The sequence below is a fragment of the Streptomyces brevispora genome, assembly GCF_007829885.1.
In the GTDB taxonomy this organism is placed as follows: domain Bacteria; phylum Actinomycetota; class Actinomycetes; order Streptomycetales; family Streptomycetaceae; genus Streptomyces; species Streptomyces brevispora.
Map to the genome: position 1 here is coordinate 6,376,366 of NZ_VIWW01000001.1, position 22,212 is coordinate 6,398,577.

Annotated in this window: 20 protein-coding genes and 2 pseudogenes; 10 read left to right on the top strand and 12 right to left on the bottom strand. The window is 71.0% G+C overall.

What is annotated here, in order from left to right; translation table 11 throughout:
• Positions 1-69: 69 nt before the first annotated feature.
• Both FHX80_RS29340 and FHX80_RS29345 read right to left on the bottom strand, forming a co-directional pair.
• Positions 70-1,836, bottom strand: coding sequence for a glycosyl hydrolase family 18 protein (locus FHX80_RS29340; protein WP_244318492.1), 1,767 nt, complete (start codon positions 1,834-1,836; stop codon positions 70-72).
• Positions 1,837-2,084: 248 nt separating this feature from the next.
• Positions 2,085-4,508: an excinuclease ABC subunit UvrA gene (locus FHX80_RS29345; RefSeq protein WP_145766953.1), complete on the bottom strand. Its 2,424-nt coding sequence runs from the start codon at positions 4,506-4,508 to the stop codon at positions 2,085-2,087.
• A gap of 163 nt (positions 4,509-4,671) precedes the next feature.
• On the opposite strand from FHX80_RS29345, the pseudogene FHX80_RS36100 reads away from it, so the two are divergent.
• Positions 4,672-4,944 (top strand): annotated as a pseudogene (locus tag FHX80_RS36100) (HAD family hydrolase); the annotation flags it as partial.
• A 14-nt stretch (positions 4,945-4,958) separates the two neighbouring features.
• Here FHX80_RS36100 and FHX80_RS29355 read toward each other — a convergent pair.
• Entirely contained in the window at positions 4,959-5,174 is a 216-nt protein-coding gene (locus tag FHX80_RS29355) for a dodecin (protein ID WP_145766954.1), read from the bottom strand.
• Positions 5,175-5,374: 200 nt separating this feature from the next.
• On the opposite strand from FHX80_RS29355, the gene FHX80_RS29360 reads away from it, so the two are divergent.
• The 3 genes from FHX80_RS29360 to FHX80_RS29370 all read left to right on the top strand — a co-directional run bounded on the left by FHX80_RS29360 (position 5,375) and on the right by FHX80_RS29370 (position 8,587).
• Positions 5,375-6,631, top strand: coding sequence for an extracellular solute-binding protein (locus tag FHX80_RS29360; protein ID WP_145766955.1), 1,257 nt, complete (start codon positions 5,375-5,377; stop codon positions 6,629-6,631).
• Between the two features lie 181 nt (positions 6,632-6,812).
• Positions 6,813-7,637, top strand: a complete 825-nt coding sequence (locus tag FHX80_RS29365) for a GNAT family N-acetyltransferase (protein ID WP_145766956.1) — start codon at positions 6,813-6,815, stop codon at positions 7,635-7,637.
• Entirely contained in the window at positions 7,634-8,587 is a 954-nt protein-coding gene (locus FHX80_RS29370) for a lysophospholipid acyltransferase family protein (protein WP_145766957.1), read from the top strand. Before FHX80_RS29365 ends, FHX80_RS29370 begins: the two co-directional genes overlap by 4 nt.
• Here FHX80_RS29370 and egtD read toward each other — a convergent pair.
• From egtD to egtA, 4 genes are read right to left on the bottom strand one after another with little or no spacing between them, the layout of a single operon-like run.
• Complete coding sequence (gene egtD / locus FHX80_RS29375; protein WP_145766958.1) at positions 8,530-9,492, bottom strand: L-histidine N(alpha)-methyltransferase; 963 nt, start codon at positions 9,490-9,492, stop codon at positions 8,530-8,532. The two genes, FHX80_RS29370 and egtD, sit on opposite strands and share 58 nt — an antisense overlap.
• Complete coding sequence (egtC, locus tag FHX80_RS29380) at positions 9,489-10,244, bottom strand: ergothioneine biosynthesis protein EgtC (protein ID WP_145766959.1); 756 nt, start codon at positions 10,242-10,244, stop codon at positions 9,489-9,491. The genes egtD and egtC overlap by 4 nt, the downstream gene beginning before the upstream one ends.
• A complete protein-coding gene (gene egtB, locus FHX80_RS29385) occupies positions 10,244-11,593 on the bottom strand; it encodes an ergothioneine biosynthesis protein EgtB (RefSeq protein ID WP_145766960.1) in 1,350 nt (449 codons plus the stop codon). The genes egtC and egtB overlap by 1 nt, the downstream gene beginning before the upstream one ends.
• Positions 11,590-12,906, bottom strand: coding sequence for an ergothioneine biosynthesis glutamate--cysteine ligase EgtA (egtA, locus tag FHX80_RS29390; RefSeq protein WP_145766961.1), 1,317 nt, complete (start codon positions 12,904-12,906; stop codon positions 11,590-11,592). Before egtA ends, egtB begins: the two co-directional genes overlap by 4 nt.
• A gap of 147 nt (positions 12,907-13,053) precedes the next feature.
• On the opposite strand from egtA, the gene FHX80_RS29395 reads away from it, so the two are divergent.
• Positions 13,054-13,908 carry a TIGR02452 family protein gene (locus FHX80_RS29395; RefSeq protein ID WP_145766962.1) on the top strand — a complete coding sequence of 285 codons (855 nt, stop codon included), beginning with the start codon at positions 13,054-13,056 and terminating at the stop codon, positions 13,906-13,908.
• Between the two features lie 119 nt (positions 13,909-14,027).
• On the opposite strand, the gene FHX80_RS29400 is transcribed toward FHX80_RS29395, so the two are convergent.
• Positions 14,028-14,495 carry a type II toxin-antitoxin system PemK/MazF family toxin gene (locus FHX80_RS29400; RefSeq protein ID WP_145766963.1) on the bottom strand — a complete coding sequence of 156 codons (468 nt, stop codon included), beginning with the start codon at positions 14,493-14,495 and terminating at the stop codon, positions 14,028-14,030.
• Positions 14,496-14,698: 203 nt separating this feature from the next.
• Here FHX80_RS29400 and FHX80_RS29405 point away from each other — a divergent pair, with 203 nt between their 5' ends.
• Both FHX80_RS29405 and FHX80_RS29410 read left to right on the top strand, forming a co-directional pair.
• Entirely contained in the window at positions 14,699-15,721 is a 1,023-nt protein-coding gene (locus FHX80_RS29405) for a LacI family DNA-binding transcriptional regulator (protein WP_145766964.1), read from the top strand.
• A gap of 58 nt (positions 15,722-15,779) precedes the next feature.
• Positions 15,780-16,100 (top strand): hypothetical protein, encoded by a 321-nt coding sequence (locus FHX80_RS29410; protein WP_244318494.1) that lies wholly within the window; start codon positions 15,780-15,782, stop codon positions 16,098-16,100.
• A gap of 103 nt (positions 16,101-16,203) precedes the next feature.
• On the opposite strand, the gene trxA is transcribed toward FHX80_RS29410, so the two are convergent.
• Positions 16,204-16,575, bottom strand: a complete 372-nt coding sequence (gene trxA / locus FHX80_RS29415) for a thioredoxin (RefSeq protein ID WP_145766966.1) — start codon at positions 16,573-16,575, stop codon at positions 16,204-16,206.
• A gap of 117 nt (positions 16,576-16,692) precedes the next feature.
• On the opposite strand from trxA, the gene FHX80_RS29420 reads away from it, so the two are divergent.
• Positions 16,693-18,135 carry a dihydrolipoyl dehydrogenase family protein gene (locus FHX80_RS29420; protein WP_208764756.1) on the top strand — a complete coding sequence of 481 codons (1,443 nt, stop codon included), beginning with the start codon at positions 16,693-16,695 and terminating at the stop codon, positions 18,133-18,135.
• Between the two features lie 139 nt (positions 18,136-18,274).
• Here FHX80_RS29420 and FHX80_RS29425 read toward each other — a convergent pair.
• Together FHX80_RS29425 and FHX80_RS29430 are read right to left on the bottom strand one after the other, a co-directional pair.
• Positions 18,275-19,162, bottom strand: a pseudogene (locus tag FHX80_RS29425) (glycoside hydrolase family 16 protein); the annotation flags it as partial.
• Positions 19,163-19,357: 195 nt separating this feature from the next.
• On the bottom strand, positions 19,358-19,942 hold the full coding sequence (locus FHX80_RS29430) for a histidine phosphatase family protein (protein WP_145766968.1): 585 nt from the start codon (positions 19,940-19,942) through the stop codon (positions 19,358-19,360).
• A gap of 261 nt (positions 19,943-20,203) precedes the next feature.
• Here FHX80_RS29430 and FHX80_RS29435 point away from each other — a divergent pair, with 261 nt between their 5' ends.
• Both FHX80_RS29435 and FHX80_RS29440 read left to right on the top strand, forming a co-directional pair.
• On the top strand, positions 20,204-20,419 hold the full coding sequence (locus tag FHX80_RS29435) for a CbtB domain-containing protein (protein WP_145766969.1): 216 nt from the start codon (positions 20,204-20,206) through the stop codon (positions 20,417-20,419).
• Positions 20,420-20,448: 29 nt separating this feature from the next.
• The gene (locus FHX80_RS29440; protein WP_145766970.1) at positions 20,449-21,222 is read left to right on the top strand and encodes a CbtA family protein; all 774 of its coding nucleotides are present in this window, start codon (positions 20,449-20,451) and stop codon (positions 21,220-21,222) included.
• Positions 21,223-21,775: 553 nt separating this feature from the next.
• On the opposite strand, the gene FHX80_RS29445 is transcribed toward FHX80_RS29440, so the two are convergent.
• Positions 21,776-22,132 (bottom strand): tetratricopeptide repeat protein, encoded by a 357-nt coding sequence (locus FHX80_RS29445; protein ID WP_145766971.1) that lies wholly within the window; start codon positions 22,130-22,132, stop codon positions 21,776-21,778.
• Between the last annotated feature and the right edge of the window lie 80 nt (positions 22,133-22,212).

The window sequence follows — 22,212 nt, forward strand, 5'->3', positions numbered from 1 at the left end:
TGCGCCGCAGAGCCCCCGGCCCCGGAGGCCGCCCACCTCCGGGACCGGGGACTCAGCTGTCCCGGCAGGTCAGGACGTTACGGAGAGATCGTCACCGTAGACCGTGCCCTGCCCGTACCAGCCGTGCAGATAGACCGTCACCGCACCGCTGGACCCGGTGGTGAAGGACACCGACTGCTTGGCGTAACCGCTGGAGGAGCCCCAGGTATTCGCCGTCGCACCGCCCCGGACACCGAGGTAGCCGTAGTTGCCCTGCACCCAACCGCTGAGCGTGTACTTGGTGTTGGGGGACAGGGTGAGCGTCTGCGTGCACTCGCCGGTCTGCGACGAGGTGGCCGCCACGGCGAGCGCGTGCGTACCGCCGTGCACCGGGGTGGAGACGACCGAGCCGCCGGACTCACAGGTCCAGGGGCCGAGCGAACCCGTCTCGAAGTCGCCGTTCACCAGCGCTCCGGTGCCGCCGCCCGGACCGGAGACCGTGAGCGTGAAGGTTGCCGCGTGGCTGAGCGTGCCCGCCGCACCGGTCACATTGATCTTGTACGTGCCGGGCGCCGCCGATGCCGAGGCGTTGACCGTCAGCGTCGACGTGCCGCCCGCGGTGACCGAGGCCGGGCTGAGCGCCGCCGTCACACCGGCCGGCGCGCCGCTCGCCGTCAGCGCGACGGTCTTGGCGCTGCCGGAGGTGACCGCGGTGCTCACGGTCGCCTTGGCCGTTCCGCCGGGGGCGACCGTCGCCGAACCGGGGGCGACGGCCACCGAGTAGTCGTCCGTCACCGGGTCCGTGCCACCGGTGGTGAAGGGCGCGAACGTGTGGCTGAAATACCACGTGTCCTGCGCGATCCCGGAGCAGGTGTCGCTGCCACCGGTGCCGGGGCAGCCGCCGTTGTCGCGCTGCAGTGCCCAGAACGACAGGGTGCTGACGCCCTTGGAGACGGCCCAGTCGTAGACCGTGGTGGCGTTGGCCGTGGTGAACGTCTCGGCGGGGCCGTAGTCGTCGATGCCCGGCATCTCGATGATGCCGGTCATGCCCCACAGCTGCGCGTCGGTCTTCGACGGGTAGAGCTTGGCCAGCTGGCCCTTCAGACCGGTGATCGAGGTCTGGGTGTCCTGCGCCATGTTGTGCGAGGCACCGTCGTAGTAGTCGAACGTCATGAGGTTCACGACGTCGACCTGGGCGCCGTTGGCCACCGCGTTCTTGAGCACGGCGAGCCCGCTGGCGGCGAGACCACTGGTCGTGGTGGGCAGGGTGTACGAGATCTGCACCGAGCGGCCGTTGGCGGCGGCCCAGTCCTGCACCTTCTTGATCGCCTTGTTGCGGCGGTCGATTCCGGCGCTGTTCTCCAGCGAGTTGTCCTCGATGTCCATGTCGAGGCGGGACACGTCGTAGGTCGTGATGACCTTCTCGTACGCCGCGGCGATGGAGTCGACCTTCGTGCAGCTGTCGGCGATCTCGGTGCCGCCGTTGTCGGCCGCGTACCCGCCGAACGACGGAATCACATCGCCGCCGCGCGACCGGATGGTCGTGAAGTCCGCGCCGTACTCGGACCGGGCGATGGGAGTGCTCGAATCGCCGTTCCAGTACGGGGTACAGGAACCGCGGGCCTCGGTCTGGACGAAGGCCATGGTCAGGTACTTGACACCGGACGCCTGCGCGAGCGCGGCCGGGCTGTCCCCGTTGTAGGCCTCGAAGTACGGGGCGAAGACATGCGCGGGCAGGGGAGTGGCGGCGGTTGCGGCGGCCTGCGCGCCGGCGCCTGATCCGAGGACCAGACCTGCGGACGCGACGGCCGTGGCCAGAGCGCTCAGGACGGTGGCGACTGTTCTTGGACGTCTCATGGGGTAGCTCCCAGCGGAGTGAGACAACGGGCGGATCGCACGGCTCTGCCGCGCCCGTCGAGGGCGCGGCCCGTTCCTGTGATTCCCGGCCGGGGGTCACGTGCCGCACGGTGAGGAGAGGCCGTGAGGCATGCCCATAATTGGTCTGGACCAACTGACTGTCAATGTTCTTTACTGTTTCATTCCTCTTTGCTTGCCCGAACGGGCAACGCCCAAGACAAAAGGGGGAGTTGGGTATGAAGAAGCGGTCAGCCGAGGTGGAGCGAGGCCCGGAGGTACGCCGCCGTCCTGCCGGCCTCCGACCGGGCCACGTCCACGGGCGGGCCCGTCGCCACGATCCGGCCGCCCCGGTCGCCGCCACCCGGCCCGAGGTCGATCACCCAGTCGGCACCCGCGACCACGGCCATGTCGTGCTCGACGACCACCACGCTGCTGCCGGCGTCGACCAGCCCGTGCAACTGCCGCATCAGCACCTCGACATCGGCCGGATGCAGCCCCGTCGTCGGCTCGTCGAGCAGATAGAGGGTGTGGCCCCGGCGGGCGCGCTGAAGCTCCGCGGCCAGCTTGATCCGCTGCGCCTCGCCACCGGACAGCTCCGTCGCCGGCTGACCGAGCCGCAGGTAGCCGAGCCCCACATCGAGCAGGGTCCGCAGACTGCGTTCGGCGGCCGGGGTGCCGGCGAAGAAACCGGCAGCCGACTCCACCGTCAGGTCCAGTACCTGGGCGATGTTCAGCCCGCGCAGGGTCACTTCGAGAGTCTCCGGGTTGTACCGCGCGCCGTGGCAGTCCGGGCAGGGCGCATACGTGCTGGGCAGGAAGAGCAGCTCCACGGACACGAACCCCTCGCCCTGGCAGGTCTCGCACCGGCCGCCCGCCACGTTGAAGGAGAACCGCCCGGCCCGGTAACCGCGCTCAACTGCCGTACCGGTACCGGCGAACAGCTTGCGCACGACGTCGAAGAGCCCGGTGTACGTGGCCAGGTTGGAACGCGGAGTGCGGCCGATGGGCTTCTGATCGACCTGGACGAGGCGGTCCACCGCCTCCAGCCCCTCGGCCCAGGCGCACCCGGGTGCGGGCCGCTCCTGCGGCTGTCCGGCATCGGCCGGGGACCGCCGGTCGGCCAGGACATCCGCCAGCACCTGCCCCACCAGCGTCGACTTGCCCGAGCCCGAGACCCCCGTGACGGCGGTGAACACCCCGAGCGGGAACGCGGCGTCCACGCCGTGCACATTGTGGCGCTCGACCCCGTGCAGCCGCAGCCACCCGGAGGGCGCGCGCACCTCGCGCACCGGGACGGGTGCAGCGTCGAAGAGGAAGCGCCGCGTCGCCGACTCCGCGACGTCGGCGAGCCCGGCCGGCGGGCCGCTGTGCAGTACCCGACCGCCGTGCTCACCGGCCAATGGCCCCACATCGACGAGCCAGTCGGCCTGCCGCACCACATCCAGTTGGTGCTCCACGACGAACACCGTGTTCCCGGCCTCCTTCAGCCGCCCCAGCACCGCGAGCAGCGACTCGGTGTCCGCCGGGTGCAGACCGGCGGACGGCTCGTCCAGGACGTAGACGACGCCGAAGAGCCCGGAACGCAACTGCGTGGCCAGTCGCAGCCGTTGGAGCTCACCGGAAGAGAGCGTCGGAGCCGTGCGGTCCAGGCTGAGGTAGCCGAGACCGAGTTCGGCGACCGGCTCGATCCGGGCCAGCAGATCGGCCGTCAGCACCCGGGCGGTGCCGCCGCCACCGGCCGCCGCCAGCACCTCGGCGAGCCCGGTCAGCGGGAGTCCCGCCAGCTCCGCGATCGTACGGCCGGCGAAGGTGACCGCCATGGCCTCCGGCCGCAGCCGCGCGCCGCCACAGACCGGACACGGCTCACTGGTCAGGAAGCGCTCGGCCTTAGCCCGCAGGGCCCGGCTCCGGGAGTCGGCGAACGTATGCATCACATAGCGACGCGCGCTCATGTACGTGCCCTGGTACGGGCGTTGGATCCGGCCCGCATCGCGCACGGGATGGACGGTCACCACCGGCTGCTCGTCGGTGAACAGGATCCACTCCCGGTCGGCCGGGTCGAGCTCGTGCCACGGCCGTTCGACGTCGTACCCCAGGGCGTCCAGCACATCGCGCAGGTTCTTGCCCTGCCACGCCCCCGGCCAGGCAGCGATCGCGCCGCCCCTGATCGACAGCGAGGGATCGGGGACCAGCAACTCCTCGGTGGTGCGGTGGACCCGGCCGAGGCCGTGGCACCGCGGACAGGCCCCCGCGGCGGTGTTCGGCGAGAACGCGTCGGAGTCCAGCCGCTCGGCGCCCGCCGGATACGTTCCGGCCCGGGAGAACAGCATGCGCAGGGAGTTGGACAACGTGGTCACCGTACCGACGGAGGACCGGGCGCCCGGCGCCGACCTGCGCTGCTCCAGTGAGACGGCCGGCGGCAGCCCGGTGATCTCACCCACCGCGGGTGCGCCGACCTGATGAATCAGCCGCCGGGCGTACGGTGCGACGGACTCGAAATAGCGGCGCTGGGCCTCCGCGTAGATCGTCCCGAAGGCCAGCGAGGACTTCCCGGAGCCGGAGACACCGGTGAAGACGGTGAGGGTGTCGCGCGGGATGTCGACGTGGACGTCCTGGAGATTGTGCTCGCGGGCGCCGCGGACCCTGACGTACGGATCGTGGGGGGTGGGCATGGGGGCGGGGACTCCATACGGTTCGGGGCGGGCCGGCCGGGGCGAACAGTCCGATTTTAGTGCCTTCCGTCCGGATCGGGCCGATTGGTTGAGCCGTCCGCACCGCGCCGGGTCGTCGAAGGCCGCGCCGCCTCGGTCTGCCGGCCCCGTGAGCGACGACGCCCGGCCGGAACGCTGCCGCAAGGACGTGGTGGCCCGGCCGGCCGGCCCGACGGGCGCCTGCACATGCGGTGCGACGGCTACCGCCGGGCGGCCCGCCGGACCGAGCCGGGGATCCTTGAGCGGCTGGGCCGGGCGTGTGAGGTGGGGATGCTGGTCGACGACGACGAACTGGTCTGCGACGCGGCGGAGCCGGCCGGATTCACCGTGCGGCGCCCGCTGGACGCAGGTGTCGCCCGTGCTGAAGGAGGCGCAGGAGCGGGAAGGGCGTACCTGACCCGGCCGGGTCCCTCAGCCCTTTTCGTCGAGCCGGAAGCCGACTTTCAGGCTGACCTGGTAGTGCTCGATCTGGCCATCCTTGATCTGGCCGCGCACCTCGGTGATCTCGAACCAGTCGAGATTGTGCAACGTTTCCGATGCTTTCGCGACCCCGTTGCGGATCGCCGCATCAGTGCCCTCATGGGAGGTTCCTACGATCTCAGTGACGCGATACGTGTGATGTGACATGATTTGTCTCCTCTCGTCTCTACCAAGGTGCCCCACCTTTGTGGGGTTCGCGAGAGTTCACATTGTGGTTGCGTGTCCGGAACCGGCCTTGACCAAACTATTGGTCCATACCAAAATCCAGCCACGCCCGTGCGAGCGCAGCCCGCAGTCCCCCACACCGGGTCATGAGTTTGTCGTGCTGTTTCGCAGAAGGTGACCCCGTGAAGAACCGCATGCTCGTAGGAGCTGTTGCCCTGATATCCGTTGCCGCGCTGGGTGGGTGCGGTTTGATCCCGGGTTCGGGCGGCTCAGGCAGCAAGAAAGTCACGATCTGGCTGATGAAGGACAGTGTTACCCCCGACTTCCTGGAAACTTTCAAGAAGTCGTACGAAGAGGAGCACTCGTCGATTGAGCTGGAGTTCAAGATCCAGAGCTGGAGCGGCATCGGGCCGAAGGTCATCGACGCCCTGGGCGGAAAGGACACCCCGGACGTCATCGAGGTCGGGAACACCCAGGTCGCCCAGTACGCGGAGAGCGGCGGTCTGCGTGATCTGACCCTGGAGTCGATGCGTGACCTCGGCAGCGAGGACTGGCTGCCCGGTCTCGCCGAACCCGGCAGCATCGGGGGCGTACAGTACGGAATCCCCTGGTACGCGGCCAACCGCGTAGTGATCTACAACAAGGACCTCTTCGAGCAGGCGGGCATCACATCCCCGCCGAAGACCCGCGAGCAGTGGATCGCGGACAGCAAGAAGCTGAACCGCGACGGCATTCAGGGCATGTACCTGCCTGGCCAGAACTGGTACGTACTTTCCGGGTTCATCTGGGACGAGGGCGGTGAACTCGCCAGCGAGAAGGGCGGCGACTGGCAGGGCACCCTCAACACCCCCGCCGCCCTCAAGGGCATGGAGTTCTACCAGGAGCTCCAGGCGCTGGGCGCTGGGCCCAAGAACGCGGATGAGGAAAAGCCCCCGCAGGGCGATGTGTTCGCCGAGGGGAACGTCGCACAGATCATTTCAACCCCCAGCACCGCGACGCTGATCGAGAAGGCGAATCCCGAACTCAAGGGGAAACTCGGCTACTTCCCGATCCCGGGCAAGACCTCGAAGGCTCCCGGTTCCGTATTCACCGGCGGATCCGATTTGATCGTTCCGGAGAAGGCGCATCAGCGGAGCGCCGGAATCGCCGTGATCAAGGAGCTGGCCGGCGCGAAGTGGCAGGAGGTGCTGGCCAAGACCATGAGCTACGTGCCCAACAAGACCACTCTGGCCCATGTCATCGAGGGCGAGGAGAGCACCGCCGTGATGGCCGAGGGCGCCGCCGAAGGCCACGCCACCCCCAACTCGCCTCAGTGGGCGGCGGTGGAGGCCGACAACCCGATCAAGCTGTACATGACGGCGGTCCTGCAGGGCGAGGACCCGGCGAAGGCGGCGAAGACCGCCTCGGAGAAGATCACGGCAGCGCTCGCGGGTAGCTGACCGGGCAGTCCCACGGAGCACGCGAGCCCGTGCGCACCGTGGGATTCAGCCGTCGCACATCCCGGCTCTCCATGGCGGACACGTCGAATCCAGCCGGTCACGGAAGAAGTAAGGAGCCGGGCCGCCGCACCACTGCGGCGGCCCGGCAGCCGCCCTTGCCGACCCGTCCCCGGAGACCGTCATGCATGCGCTGCCCACCGCTTCCACCGCCGTCCCCCTCACCGCCGCCCCGCCCGCCGCGGTGCGGAAGTCGGCACGGCCGTCCGCCCCGCCGCGCTACCGCGTCTCCCTCGCCGTGGACCAGGCGGAGATACGCGCCGCCCAGCGCCTACGCCACCAGGTCTTCGCCGCCGAGTTCGGCGCCCGGCTGGAGGGGCCCGAACCGGGTCTGGACAGCGACGCGTTCGACGCGTACTGCGACCACCTCCTCGTCCGGGAGGTGGCCACCGGCGACATCGTCGCCACCTACCGCCTCCTGCCGCCCGAGCGAGCCCGGATCGCCGGACGCCTCTACGCCGAGGGCGAGTTCGACCTCTCCCGGCTCGCCCCGATCCGCGACGACCTGGTCGAGGTCGGCCGCTCCTGCGTCCACCCGGCCCACCGCGACGGCGCGGTCATCGCCCTGATCTGGGCCGGTCTGGCCCGCTACATGGAACGCGGCGGACACAACTGGCTGGCCGGCTGCTGCTCGATCCCCCTCACCGACGGTGGCGCGGCAGCGGCCCGCGCCTGGGAGACGGTGCGGAACAAGCACCTGGCGCCCGAGGACTACTGGGTCTCCCCGCACCGCCTCTGGCAGCCTCCGACCCCGTTCCCGGGCGGCCCCGGCGGGCTCTCCTCGCTCCCGGCCCTGCTGCGCGGCTATCTGCGCCTCGGCGCCCGGATCTGCGGGGCACCCGCCCACGACCCCGATTTCAACGTCGCCGATCTGTACGTCCTGCTGTCGCTGCGCGGCACCGACCCGCGCTATCTGCGCCACTTCCTCTCGCTCGCCCCGCAGCAGTGAGTCACTGGCTGCCCGCCTCACCCTGCACCCCGTCCACCTGCGCAGGCCACCTGGGGCCGGCCAGGCACCCGGTCCCGGCGGCGGCCCTGCTCCTGGCCGGATGCGCACTGACCCTCACCGGAGCGCTGTGCGCCCCGCTCGCGCTACCGCTGCTCGGCCGGTCCCGGCGGGAGCGGCTGATCAGGTGCTGGGCGTACGGGGTGGTGCGGGCCTTCGGGGTGCGGGTGCGGGTCCTCGGCCCGCCGGTCGTGCGGGGCGGCCCCTCGCTCGCGCAGGGAGACCTCTCGGCGGCGCGGGGCGGCGCCTCGCTCGCGCAGGGAGACCTCTCGGCGGCGCGGGGCGGCGCCTCGCTCGTGCAGGGCGGCGCTCAGGGTTTGCTCGTCGTCGCGAACCATGTCTCGTGGCTGGACATCCCGCTGGTCGCGGCTGTGTTCCCCGGCCGGATGCTGGCCAAGAGCGACATCCGGCACTGGCCGCTGCTCGGTCCGCTCGCGGCGCTCGGCGGCACCCTGTTCGTCGAGCGTGAGCGGCTGCGCGCGCTGCCCGACACGGTGCGCGCCGTCGCCTCGGCGCTGCGGGACGGGGCACGGGTCGTGGTCTTCCCGGAGGGCAGCACCTGGTGCGGGCGCGGGCCGGGCGGCCGGTTCCGCCCCGCCGCGTTCCAGGCCGCGATCGATGCCGGGGCCGCGGTCCAGCCGCTACGCATCCGCTACCGCGGTGGTCCACCGCGAAACCTCGCCCCGGCAGGCGCCGCCGCGTTCGTCGGCGACGACCCGCTGACCGCCTCGCTCTGGCGGGTGGTGACGTCGGCCGGGCTGACCGCCGAGATCCGCGTTCTGCCGCAGATCCCGGCGGGCAGCCTGCCCGGCCGACGGGCGCTTGCCCGGCTGGCTCAGTCCACCGTGGCCAGCGACAGCGCGAACCGGCCCGCCGAGTCGGTCCACCACTGAGCAAGGCGTAGTCCGGCCCGGTCCAGTTCGTCCCGTACGCCCTCCTTGCGGAACTTCGCGGACACCTCGGTCCGCAGCTCCTCACCGGCCTCGAACGGCACCACCAGATCCAGTTCCGGAATCTTCACGATGAGATCCCGGCGGGCCCGCAGCCGCATCTCGATCCACTCCTGTTCGGGGTTCCACCGGGCCACGTGCTCGAAGTCGGCAGGCTGGAAGTCCGCGCCCAGCTCCCGGTCGACGACCGACAGCACATTCCGGTTGAACGCCGCCGTCACCCCCGAGGCGTCGTCGTACGCGGCCACCAGCACCTCCTCGTCCTTCACCAGATCCGTTCCGAGCAGCAGGCTGTCACCGGGGGAGAGCAGCGACCGTACCGACGCCAGGAACGCGGCCCGCTCCTGCGGCAGCAGGTTGCCGATGGTGCCGCCCAGGAACGCGACCAGCCGAGGCCCCGGGGTTCCGGGCAGCGACAGCGCGCCCGTGAAGTCGGCGATGAGCGCGTGCACGGACAGGCCGGGCCGCTCCTCCAGCAGCGCCTCGGCCGCCCCGCGCAGCGCGCTCTCGCTCACGTCGACCGGCACGTAGGTGTGCAACTCCGGCAGGGCGTCCAGCAGATGCCGGGTCTTCTCCGAGGACCCCGAGCCCAGTTCCACCAGGGTCCGGGCGCCGGACGCGGCGGCGATCGCGTCGGCCCGGTCGATCAGGATCTCCCGCTCGGCACGTGTGGGGTAGTACTCGGGCAGCCGGGTGATCTCCTCGAACAGCTCACTGCCGCGGGCGTCGTAGAACCACTTGGGCGGCAGCGTCTTCGGGCGGTGGGTCAGGCCGTGCAGGACATCGGCGCGCAGCGCCGCGTCCGTCGCGTCCACCGGCAGGGTGCGGGTCAGCAGAAGGGGACTCACTCGGTGGGCTCCTTGAGCGGGGTCAGCAGGACTTCGGCGCGGGTCGCGGTCAGCAGAGTGCGGTCGGGGACCTCGCGCCAGCGCGGATCGTCGTCGTACGGCTCCGAGGCCACGACCACGTGCCGGCCGGGTTCGGACAGCTGCCACAGGGTGTCGCCCCAGGCCGTCGCCACGATGGTGCCGCCGTCGGTGAGCAGCAGGTTGAGCCGGGAGGCGGGCGCCGCCTCGGCGACCTCCAGCACGGTGTCGGTGACGGCCTGTGGGAGCGCGTCGCCCGCCGCGAGCCGGTGCTGCACCAGGGCCCAGATCAGCGCCGAGTCGCAGCGCGCGGTGAGCCTGAGCAGTTCGGATGCGGGGAGCGCCGCCGCGAGCGGCGCCATCGATCCGGGCCAGCCCTTCACCGCGCCGTTGTGGCTGAAGAGCAGCCCGCCCTCGGCAAAGGGCGCTGCCGCGGCCTCGCCGTCCGGATCGGCCTCCGTGGCGTCCCGGACCGCGGCGAGCAGGGCATGGCTGCGCACCACCCTGGCCAGATCGGTGAACGTCCGGTCGCCCCAGACGGGTCCCTGCCGCCGGTAACGTCCGGGGACCGGGTCCCCGGGCGCGTACCAGCCGACGCCGAAGCCGTCCGCGTTGACCGTCCCGTACCGCTGCCGGCGTGGCTCCCAGGACTGGCGCACCAAGGAGTGCGCGGGTCGCGTCAGCACCTCGCCCAGCGGAACCGGCGGCCCCAAGTAGGCGATATGACGGCACATCAGGCATCCCTCGCGGTGCGGAAGCCCGAGAAGATCTGCCGCCGGACCGGCAGGTCCCAGTTGCGGAACGTACCCCGGCAGGCCACCGCGTCCACCGCGAACGACCCGCCGCGCAGTACCTTGTGCCCCGGGCCGAAGAACACCTCCGAGTACTCGCGGTACGGGAACGGCGCGAAGCGCGGGTAGGGCTGGAAGTCGCTCGACGTCCACTCCCACACGTCACCGATCAACTGCCCGGCGCCGCAGGGCGACCGCCCGGCGGCGTACGCCCCCGCGGGAGCGGGCCGCAGATGGCGCTGGCCCAGGTTGGCGTGCTCCGGTGTCGGGTCCTCGTCGCCCCACGGATAGCGCAGGGATCGCCCGGATGCGGGGTCGTGGCGGGCCGCCTTCTCCCATTCCGCCTCGGTGGGAAGCCGGCGTCCGGCCCAGCGCGCGTACGCGTCCGCCTCGTACCAGCTGACGTGCAGCACCGGTTCGTCCGCCGGTACCGGCTCGGTCACGCCGAAGCGGCGGCGCAGCCACTGTCCGGTGTCCCGGTGCCAGAACAGCGGTGCCGTCAGCTCGTGTTCACGGACCATCGCCCATCCCTCGGGTGCCCACCAGCGCTGCTCGGTGTAGCCGCCGTCCTCGATGAACGCCCGGTACTCCCCGCATGTCACGGGGGCGGTGTCGATGTGGAACCCGGGCAGCTCGCGCCGGTGCGCGGGGCGTTCGTTGTCCAGCGCCCAGGGTTCGGTCGAGGTACCCATGGTGAACGGGCCGCCCGGAACCAGTACTTCGGCCGCGAGCGAGGCCGCATCGGTGGCCAGGGGCGGCTCGGGGGCGCTGAGTGCGGCGGGCCCCGAACGCAGCTGATGAGTGATCAGCATGGTCTCGTCGTGCTGCTGTTCGTGTTGCGCGATCATCCCGAAGGCGAATCCTTCCTGCACCAGGGGACGGCCGCCGAGCGGTGTCGATCCGAGCACGTCCAAGGCCCGGCCGCGCACCTCGGCGGCGTACGACCGGGCCTCGGCGGGGGCCAGCAGCGGCAGGGACGGGCGGGTGGCGCGTGGGTGCTCGAACGCGTCGTACAGTCCGTCGATGTCCGGGCGCATCGCCTCCCGCCCGGCGACGCCGCGCAGCAGCCACAGCTCTTCCTGGTTGCCGATGTGCGCGAGGTCCCAGACCAGCGGCGACATCAACGGTGAGTGCTGGGCGGTGAGTTCGTGGTCGTCCACGCTGTCGGTGAGGAGTGTGGTGCGCTCGCGTGCGGTGAGGAGTGCGGCGACCGCGCGCTCACGGAGCACCTCGGCGTCCTGTGCCTCCGGACTCCGTGGCCTGTTCGGCGAAGGTGCGGGGGAGTCGGTCATGAGGGGGTCCCCTTCGGGTCGTACCGGCCGTCCGCCCGGTCGGGGGCGAACAGCTCCCGGAGATCGTCGGCAGGGCACCGGCCCCGCGCGACGTAACGGTCGTGGAAGCCCGCCACCGTGTCCCGCACCGCCCGCGTCGCGCCCATCCGGGGCAGCGCCTCCAGGGCCAGCTCGAAGCACGCGGCGGCCGCCACCCGCAGTTCGGTATCGGTCAGTCCGTCACGGGCGGCTCGGAGCCAGAGCGGATTGCGCGGAGCGGCCAGCGGCCCCGCGGTTTCGGCCAGTGGTTTGACGGTGCGGTACACGGTCTCGGCGGCCTCCGGGTCGTCGAACAGGGCAGTGGTGACCGCGAGCGGCACCAGCCACCCGTCGTCACCCGACTGCGCGTCGATCATGCGCAGCTCCAGGTGCCCGCGCGGCCGGACCGGCGGGAACAGCGTGGTGATGTGGTAGTCGAGATCGGCCCGGACCGGACCCCGCGGCACCCCGCTGCGGATCCAGTCCCGGAAGCTGAGCCCCTCGGGCACGGCCCACGGCCCCGCTTCGCCACGGATGCACATGACCGGGGTGTCGAGGACGTGCGAGGCCCAGGCGTCGCGGGGCGGCAGCTGACCGGCGGGGGCCAGTGTGCGCAGCGGGTCGAGGTCGGTCCACAGGGACTGACGCGTCGACCGCCACGGCGTCGGCATGCCCTGCCGGAACGGCGAGTTGGCGAACACCGCCACCAGCACCGCACCCAGCAGATGGGCCAGTTGCCAGCGCCGCCCGTACCCGAGCGGACCGGGCTCCTCCTCCCCGGCGTCCAGGCACACCTGGACGGACGCGGTCGTGCACATCATGGCGCGGCCGGCCGGCCCCCACCGGTCGAGGGCGACCTCCATGGCGTCGTACCGGGGTTCGCGCAGCAGCCTGCGGGGCGATTGCCAGGGATCGACGCCGATTCCGACCGGAGCGAGATCCAGTCGGCCGAGCGCGTCACGTACGGCGATGAGGTCGGCGGCGGTGTCGTTGACACACGCCATGAGGGAATCCGCGGGGCGCGAGCTGAGCTCCAGCTGGCCGCCGGGTTCGAAGGTGACCGCGGCGTTCAGGGGCAGCGCCCGGACGGCGGTTGCGGCCGCTTCGAGACGGTGGTGCGGGACGGGACTTCGTGGGTGGTCGCGATCGTGCAGGAGCCATTCGAGCTCGACTCCCACGATGTGCGGCGGTCCCGTTTTGAAGCAGATGCCGCGCAGTAAGTCCTCCGCCTCGCCCTCGTCGAGGGGCGTGGTGTGGCCGGGCGGACCGTGGCCGCCGGGTGTGTCGGGTGACATGCCGGGCCTCCTTTTCCGGTGCGTCCGTACTACCCAAACCCCTGCCGGGAGTTCGCACAAGAGTGCCCCTGTGCGTCGGAAATTCGGTTGCGTTCATGGTTCGAGGGCGTCGATCATGCCCTGTATGCACCATAAGGGGGAGGAACGGTGAGCGCCCGGCTGCGCGGCATCGCGCGTGAGACCGAGTCCATTGTCGAGGCGGGCTTCTACCGCACGCCGCAGGGGCGGGAAGTGAGCATCGTGCGGGCCCTGACGGCCGCCCTCTCGGGGACCAGGTTGTACGGCCCCGAGCCGGTTGCGGTGGCGGCGCTGGACCGTGACCGCACACCGGTCATCGAGGTCACCGGGGAGAGCAGCCTGCGGGCGGCCGCCCGGATGACCGGCGAACGGCCGGGCAAGGTGGCCGTCCTGAACTACGCCTCCGCCCGCAACCCCGGGGGCGGATACCTCAACGGGGCCCAGGCGCAGGAGGAGGCGCTGTGCCGCGGCTCAGCGCTGTACGCCACCCTGCGCCGGGCCCCGGAGTACTACGCGCACCATCGCGCCGGACGCAGTGCTTTCTACACCGACCGGGTCATTCACTCACCGGGCGTGCCGGTCTTCCGCGACGACCGCGGCCGACTGCTCGACACCCCGTACACGGCGGGATTCCTCACCTCGCCCGCCCCCAACGCCGGGGTGATCCGGCGTACTGCCCCCGAGTCGGCGCACCTCATTCCCGCCGCGCTCGCCTCACGGGCCGAGCGGGTGCTGGAGGTCGCGGCGGTACGCGGATACCGCAGGCTGGTGCTGGGTGCCTGGGGGTGCGGTGTGTTCCAGAACGACCCGGCCGAGGTGGCGGGCGTCTTCCGCACCCTGCTCACTGACGGCGGCCGGTTCGCGGGCCACTTCGAGCAGGTCGTCTTCGGCATTCTCGACCGCGACGGCGAATCGCCCACCAGGGCAGCCTTCGATGGCACGTTCGAGGTGGTGGCCGACCGTAACGCTGACGTTGAGCCATAGGCTTCGACATCATCCGGCGTGGCCGGTCTGGGCCGTTCGGGTCCGCGGCCCGGCACGGTCGCAAGGGCACCCATGGGACATGACGGGGCGCCCATCGACGTGACGGGCCGCGGAAGCCGTCACCTCCAGCCGTAGAGCTCCCGCAGCCGCCCGGCGACCAGGTCGAACCTGTCCCGGTCCAGGGCGCACGCCTCGCGTCGCATCCCGGCCTCGTGCACCCGCAGCACCCGGTCCAGATCGACCCAGGACGGGCGGCCCGAGCTGTCCCAGGGGCCGGCCCCCAACGCCACCCATTCGCGGTCCTGGTCGTGCTGCTTGCTGGAGAGCTGTACGGCGAGCAGGGTGCCCGTCGCCTCACGTGCCACGACTAGAACCGGGCGGTCCTTGCCGCGTCCGTCGTTCTCCTCGAACGGCACAAAGGTCCAGACGATTTCGCCGGGGTCGGGGGCGCCGTCCCGGTCGGGGGCGTACACGGCGCGGACCGGGCCCACGTCGTGCGGGTCGGCCTGGGAAGTGGCGCCGGGACCGGTACGGCCGGGGGAGTCGGGCGAACCGTCATTGATGTCGCTGCGGTGCTGGATGGTCATCGCAACACCGTAGAACCCGTACGGCCGCTCGCGTGGAGCGGGTCCCGCACAACGGGCCCACGGCCGACACCCTGACCAGCCATCACCCATCCGGACCACGCCGGGCGACCGGCCCCGGTACGGACCTCTTCCCGAGGTTCACACACGGGTACGGGGGCCGGAGCGCACCCCTGCGGCCCGGGTCTGTAAGACTGCCCGACGCCATGAGTCAGTTACCCGAGCAGCCCACCGAAGGCCCCGTCCCGACCAGCGCCGATGTGGCGCGGCTCGCCGGGGTGTCCCGGGCCACCGTGTCGTACGTACTGAACAACAACGCGGCCGTCCGGATCAGTGATCCGACCCGCCGCCGCGTGCGGGAGGCGGCCACCGAACTCGGCTACGTACCGCACGCGGCCGCCCGGAGCCTGCGCGCCGGACACTCCCGCATGGTGTTGCTGCCCACCGGGAACTTCCCGGCCGCTCCGCTGCACCACCACTTCCTGCACGAGCTGGAAGCCGGTCTGCGCCGCCTCGACTACACCGTGGTCCAGTACGGCTCCCTCGGACTCGACGCCGAGGACGCGGCCCGCGCCTGGGCCGAGCTCCGGCCCGTCGCCGTCATCGCACCCGGTTCCGTCCCCCTCACCCCGCAGGGCATAGCCGTTCTCCGGCGCTCCGGTGCCAAGGCGGTGTTCACGCTCGGACCGGAACCGGTGGCGGGCGCCCACGCCCTGATCATGGATCAGCGTCAGGTCGGCGGCTGCGCGGTCCGGCACCTGATGGAGCGCGGCCGGCGCCGGATCGGCGTGGTCATGCCCGAGGAACCCGCCCTGGCACTGTTCGCCGAACCCAGACTCGCCGGTGCCCGGCAGGCCGCGTCGGCCGGCACGGCCCGGATCGAGCCACTGCCGCTGCACCACGACGAGGAATCCGCCGCCGCGCTCGCCGCCCGCTGGCGCACACTCGGCCTGGACGCCGTCTTCGCCTACGACGACCTCCACGCGATGCTCCTGATGCGGGCGCTGCAGGACGCCGGCATCGAGGTACCAGGCGAAACCGCCGTGGTGGGCGCGGATGATCTGATGCTGGGGAGGCTGCTGAGGCCCAGGCTCAGCAGCGTACGGATGGAACTGGATACGGTGCAGCCGCTCGCCGATCTGGTCGACCGCCTGGTGCGGCGTCCCGGTAAGGAACCCGAGCGCCACGACCTGCTGCGGGCCACGGCCGTCCACCGGGAATCCAGCTGAGCCCGCCCGCCCGCGCGGCAACGTGCGCGGCGGACATCCCTTGCCTAGCGTCATGACCATGAGCCATCCGCAGAGTTACGAGATCCTCCTGGTGCCCGAGTTCACCGAGACCGGGAACTCCGGCACCGGGGGCCCCGGCCAGGCCATCCGCTCGGCGGTCGTGGAGGCGACCGGGGAGACGGGGGAGTCGGGGTACCCCCGCTACTCCGGCGACGGCATGGTGGCGGACATCGACCCGGCGACGCACACCGTCGAGGCCCTGCTGGTCGACGGCTCGGAAATCGACTACGGACTCTCGGCCCGGATCGCGGAGAGGCGCGGCCCGGAGAGCGGCCCGGGGAACGGCCCCGAGAGCGGCCCGGAGAAGAACGACGACTGAGGCGGCTCGCGGGAAACGGGGCCGGGGCCCGGCCGCCAACGGCCGGGCCCCGACTGCCCCTCAAACGTCCGCGAGCCACCCGCTCCGGCGCCCGCTTCTGCGCCTACTTCTGGTCCTTCTGCTGGTCCTCGATGGACTTGCGGACCTCGTCCATGTCCAGCTTCCGGGCCTGGCCGATGACGTCCTCCAGCGCGGCCTCGGGCAGCGCGCCCGGCTGCGAGAAGACCGCCACATTGTCCCGGACGATCATGAGCGTCGGAATCGAACGGATCTCGAAGGCCGCGGCCAGCTCCTGCTGCGCCTCCGTGTCGACCTTGGCGAAGACCAGATCGGCGTGACGCTCGGACGCCGAGTCGTAGACCGGCGCGAACTGCCGACACGGGCCGCACCAGGAAGCCCAGAAGTCGATCAGGACGAACTCGTTCGCACTGACGACCTGATCGAAGTTTTCCTTGGTGAGCTCTACGGTGCTCATGCTCTGCTACCTCTTCCTGTGCCCGTGCCGATATGTCCCCGGACAACGGTGTCTGTGCTTGCGCTATTCCGCCTGCCCATGTGGCCGTCGCGCACACCCGCGACCAAAATGGGTCTCATGACACATGCTGTGGAGTCTGTGGAGTACGACGTCGTGGTCATCGGTGCAGGTCCGGTGGGTGAGAACGTGGCGGACCGGGCCCGGGCCGCCGGGCTGAGCACCGCCATCGTGGAGTCCGAGCTCATCGGCGGTGAGTGTTCGTACTGGGCCTGTATGCCGAGCAAGGCCCTGCTGCGCCCGGTCGTCGCCCGCGCCGACGCCCGTCGCGTCCCCGGCCTCGCCGGATCCGTACAGGGGCCGCTGGACACCGCGGCCGTCCTCGCCCACCGGGACGTGTACGCATCCCATTGGAAGGACGACGGGCAGGTGGCCTGGCTGGAGAGCATCGGCGCGGACATCTACCGCGGCATCGGCCGCCTGACCGGAACGAAGGAGGTCTCCGTCACGGCGCCCGACGGCGCGGAGCACCGGTTCACCGCCCGGCACGCCGTCGCCGTGTCCACCGGCAGCCGGGCCGTGGTGCCCGCTCTGCCCGGCATCGCCGACGCCCGTCCCTGGACGAGCCGTGAGGCGACGAGCGCCAAGGAGGTGCCCGGACGGCTCGTCGTCGTCGGCGGGGGAGTGGTCGGCGTGGAGATGGCAACCGTGTGGGGCGCCCTGGGCGCCGAGGTCACCATGCTGGTCCGCGGCAAGGGGCTGCTGCCCCGGATGGAGCCGTTCGCCGGTGAGCTGGTCGCGGAGGCGCTGACCGAGGCCGGAGCCGATGTCCGCTTCGGCGTCTCGGCCACCTCCCTGCGGCGCCCGGCCCCGGACGGACCGGTCACCGTCGAACTCGACAACGGCGAAAGTGTCGAGGCCGACGAGATCCTCTTCGCCACCGGCCGCGCGCCGCGCACCGATGACCTGGGACTGGAGACGGTGAACCTGAAGCCCGGTTCCTGGCTCACCGTGGACGAAAGCTGCCGGGTCGAGGGCACCGACTGGCTCTATGCCGTCGGTGACGTCAACCATCGGGCGCTCCTGACCCACCAGGGCAAGTACCAGGCCCGCATCGCCGGAGCCGCGATCGCCGCCCGGGCCCAGGGCATCCCGCTGCTGGAGACCGACCGCTGGGGCGCCCACGCGGCCACCGCCGACCACGCGGCCGTTTCCCAGGTCGTCTTCACCGACCCGGAGGCCGCCTCGGTCGGCCTCACCCTCGCCGAGGCGGAACAGGCCGGACACCGGGTCCGGGCCGTCGATCACGACCTCGGAGCGGTGGCGGGCGCCGGCCTGTACGCGGACGGCTACCGGGGCCGTGCCCGCATGATCGTCGACCTCGACCGGGAGATCCTGCTCGGGGTCACTTTCGTGGGCCCAGGGATCGGCGAACTGCTGCACTCGGCGACGGTCGCGGTCGCGGGGGAAGTCCCGATCGAGCGGCTCTGGCACGCGGTCCCCGCCTACCCGACGATCAGCGAGATCTGGCTGCGGCTCCTGGAGACGTACCGGGGCGCGTAGCGCGGCCGGCCGAGCCCGGACACGGTCCTGCCCGGCCACACGCCCATGTCCCGCCCCATATGTCCATGTCCCGTCCGGGCGCATGGTCCCGCCGTGCAGTTGGCGCGGCGGGACCATGGCGTGCTCAGGCCGGGGGCTGGCTGTCGCTGGTGGTGACGCGTACGTGGTCGACGACGAGTTGCTGGGGGAAGGTGGTGTTGTTGTCGGGGTCGCCGGGCCAGTAGCCGCCGACGGCGAGGTTGAGGATGAGGAAGAAGGGCTTGTTGAAGGCCCAGGTGTTGCCGCCGGTGTCGGCGGGGGTGCGGTGCTGGTAGACGTTGCCGTCGACGGACCAGGAGATGGAGTTGGGGGCCCAGTCGATGGCGAAGGTGTGGAAGTCGTCGGCGAAGGCCTGGCCGCCGGGGAGGGTGTATCCGGCGCCGATGCCGGCGGCGCCCGAGTAGCCGGGTCCGTGCAGGGTGCCGTGGACGGTGGAGGGTTCGAAGCCGACGTTCTCCATGATGTCGATCTCGCCGGAGTTGGGCCAGCCGACCTGTCCGATGTCGTCGCCGATCATCCAGAAGGCGGGCCACATGCCCTGGCCGCGCGGGATCTTCATCCGGGCCTCGACATGGCCGTAGGCCTGGGTGAACTTGCCGGAGGTGTTCAGCCGGGCCGAGGTGTACTGGCAGGTGCCGTACCAGCACTGGTAGTTGTTCGGGTTCTCCTTGCGCGCGGTGATGACCAGATGACCCTGGCCGTCCAGTGCGGCATTGCTGTTGCCCGCCGTGTAGTACTGCCGCTCGTGGTTGTTGACGTTGTCACCGGTCTCGGTCTGCCACTTGCTGCCGTCCACGGCAGAGCCCGCGGCGCCGTCGAAGTCGTCGGTGAACGACGCGGCGGCGGCGGACGCCTGGGCCGTGACGGATCCCTGTGCCGCGGGAGACGGCGTGGGGGCGCCGGAAGCGAAGCCGGAGGTGGCCGACACGAGAGCGAGCACCGAAAGTGCGGAGACCAGGAGGCGCCTGTTCAGGTGGGGGGAACTCATGGAATTTCCTTTCCGTACAGGACGGAGGAAAAGTGACTAGCCATGCATATGACAAGTGGGGGCATGGTGGCCACGTGGGGGAGTTGGGGCCTTAGTTCACTACGTGATTTAAGAAGTGAACCAAGACTGTGTCAAGGCTCCGTACGGGCCACAGTTCTTGCACGCACCGAGTCGACCGCCCCTTCGGTACGGTCGTCAGCTCCGCGGCTCCGGGGTGAGTGGCCGGCCGCAGCGCAGGTTCCACCGCCCCGACCTGCCGCTGAACTCCGTCACCGTCAGAGGGGCCACGTCCAGCCGCCAGAAGACCTGCGGCGGGAGTGCCAGCGCATGGACGGCCGCGGCGCGGATCACGGCGGGCTCGGCCACCCCCAGCACCCGCCCGGAATCACTGCCGTTCAGGGAGTCGAGCCACGCGCCCGCTCGGGCGCACAGGTCCAGCAGCGACTCGCCCCCGTGCGGAGCGACGGACGGATCCGCCAGCCAGGCCGCCACCTGATCCGGCTCGTCCGCACCTACCTCGGCCAGTCGTGCGCCGGACCAGCGGCCCATCTCCCAGTCCCGGAGGGCGTGCTCGGTATCGGACCGGAGCCCGAGCGCGTCCGCGGTGGCGGCGCAGCGCAGGGACGGACCCCGCAGGCACAGGTCCGCGTCAGGCACCGCGTCCGCGGCGGCGTGGGCCTGCCGGAGCCCGGAGCCGTCGAGCGGTGCGTCACTCGCGAACCGGGCCTCACGCAGTGCGGCGTTCATCGCTGGTGAGATCAACATCACCCGTACTGTCATTACCGCTCTCAACTCCCTGAACTGTGGCCACTTGGCCAAGCACACCATGGCGTCCGCGGCCTCAGGTCCGCCCGTGACACCATGGCGGCGCCCGCGCCCAGACGGTATCGTCGCGACGACATGACGAGGGTGTGACGGAAGTCCGGTGAGAATCCGGCACGGTCGCGCCACTGTGAACCCGTACCTGTGCGGGAAGTCAGACCCAGCACCTTCGTCTCAGGCACCACGATCGGGACGCGTGTTCCCCCAGGAGGTTCTGCCATGGCACAGACTGCTGCCCCCGCCACCGGCGCACCCGCCATCACCCCCATCTCACTGAAGGCCATTGCCCCTTGGGCGGTCTTCTTCGGCATCGTCATGCTGATCCTGCTGTACTTCGTCGGCGCCGAGCAGGGCGCCACCGCCCTCATCTCCGGTGAAGGCGTGCACGAGTGGGTCCACGACGGCCGTCACCTGCTCGGTTTCCCCTGCCACTGACCCAACGGGCTGATCCAGGGGAATCCCTCATGAACTCCATATCTGTCAGAGCTCTGCTGGTCCGCGGCATGCTGGCCGGCCTCGTCGCGGGCGCGCTCGCCCTGCTCGTCGCCTACTTCCTCGGCGAGTCCCGGGTGGACGCGGCCATCGCCCTCGAAGAGACGCACAGCCACGACCACGGCGGCGGCGAGGAACTGGTCAGCCGCACCATGCAGTCCACCGCGGGCCTCGCCACCGGCGTACTCGTCTTCGGGGTGGCCATCGGCGGCATCGCCGCACTCGTCTTCTGCTACGCGCTCGGCCGGATGGGCCGGTTCGGCCCGCGGGCCACAGCGGCGTTGATCGCGGGAGCGGCCTTGCTGACCGTGTACATCGTGCCGTTCCTGAAGTACCCGGCGAACCCGCCGGCTGTCGGCAACCCCGACACCATCGGCAAGCGCACCACGCTGTTCTTCCTGATGGTCGCTCTCAGCGTGCTGCTGGCCGTCGCCGCCGTCATCATCGGCAAGCGGCTGGCTCCCCGCCTGGGCGCCTGGAACGCGACGATCACCGCAGCGGCCGGCTACGTCCTGCTCATCGGCCTCGCCTATGCCTTCCTGCCCTCGTTCAACGAGGTCGGAAAGGACTTCCCGGCCGCCCTGCTGTGGCAGTTCCGGCTGGCCACGCTCGCGGTCCAGTTCACCCTCTGGACCACCTTCGGCCTGGTCTTCGGCTACCTCACCGAACGGCTGCTGGTGCCGAGGGCCGGGGCGGTCACGGCCGGACGCGGAACGGCGGACCGAGCCGCAGCCGCCGCAGGCTGACCGATCCCGGACACGAGTCGGCGCAGGTCGATACGCGTACACGCCTGTTCCGCATACGCCTGTCCCGCATAGACATGTCCGGTCTGGGCACGCTGATGCGCCTGCCGGAATGAATCTCGGCAGTGGTACGGCAGAACCCGCGGGGAAACCCCGCGGGTTCTGCCGTGTCCAGCCTCACTCCCGCCCTGCGGGCCCGTCGCGGCCCACCCGAGAGTGCTGCAGGAGGGAGTCCTCCCGTACGAGACGCATGCCCGCGGCGGCCAGGACGCGCCGGGGATGCGACGTTGTCCAGACCGGCGTCCCCGTGCACGCAGGCGATGCCCCGGTCACGGGCGAACCGCGGCAGCGCGCGGAGCGCCTCGGAGTCGTACCCCACGCCCTGGACCGGACCGACGGCACGAGTCCCTATCCGATCGTGACGCGCCGGTACTCGTCGGGTGTTCCGTGGGACCCACCCCGCCGATCACCGGCCCGTCGTCGCGAAGCCGTATCTCGTACGATCCGAACGGGCTCGGATTCCCGCTGTCCGCACGGGTGTTGAGGGGTCCGCGGTCTACTCGCCACCGGCCGGGGTGAAGTCCCCGGACAGCGCGGCCGCGACCCGCAGGTGCGTGGCCGCCTCCGTCTGGCGTCCCTGCCGTTCCAGGGTGCGACCGAGCATCAGCCGTGCGTAGTACTCGACGGGATCGAGCTCCAGCACCGCTCGCAGCTCCGTCTCGGCCCGGACGAGCCGCGCGGAGTGGTAGTAGGCCCTGGCCAGCAGCAGCCGTGGCGCGACCTGCTCAGGGACCTCCTCGACGAGCCCGCCCAGAATCCGGGCCGCGACCGTGTACTCCTTCGACTCGAAGAAGAACTGTGCCCGCTCCCACCGCTCGGCGGCGGTACCGAACTCGTAGTAGGTGTCGCTCATTCGTCCTCCTCGGTCGAGGCCCGCGGCACGGCCGGTCCCGTACGCGTCCAATCGCCACAACATCAAGAGATCGTTTAACA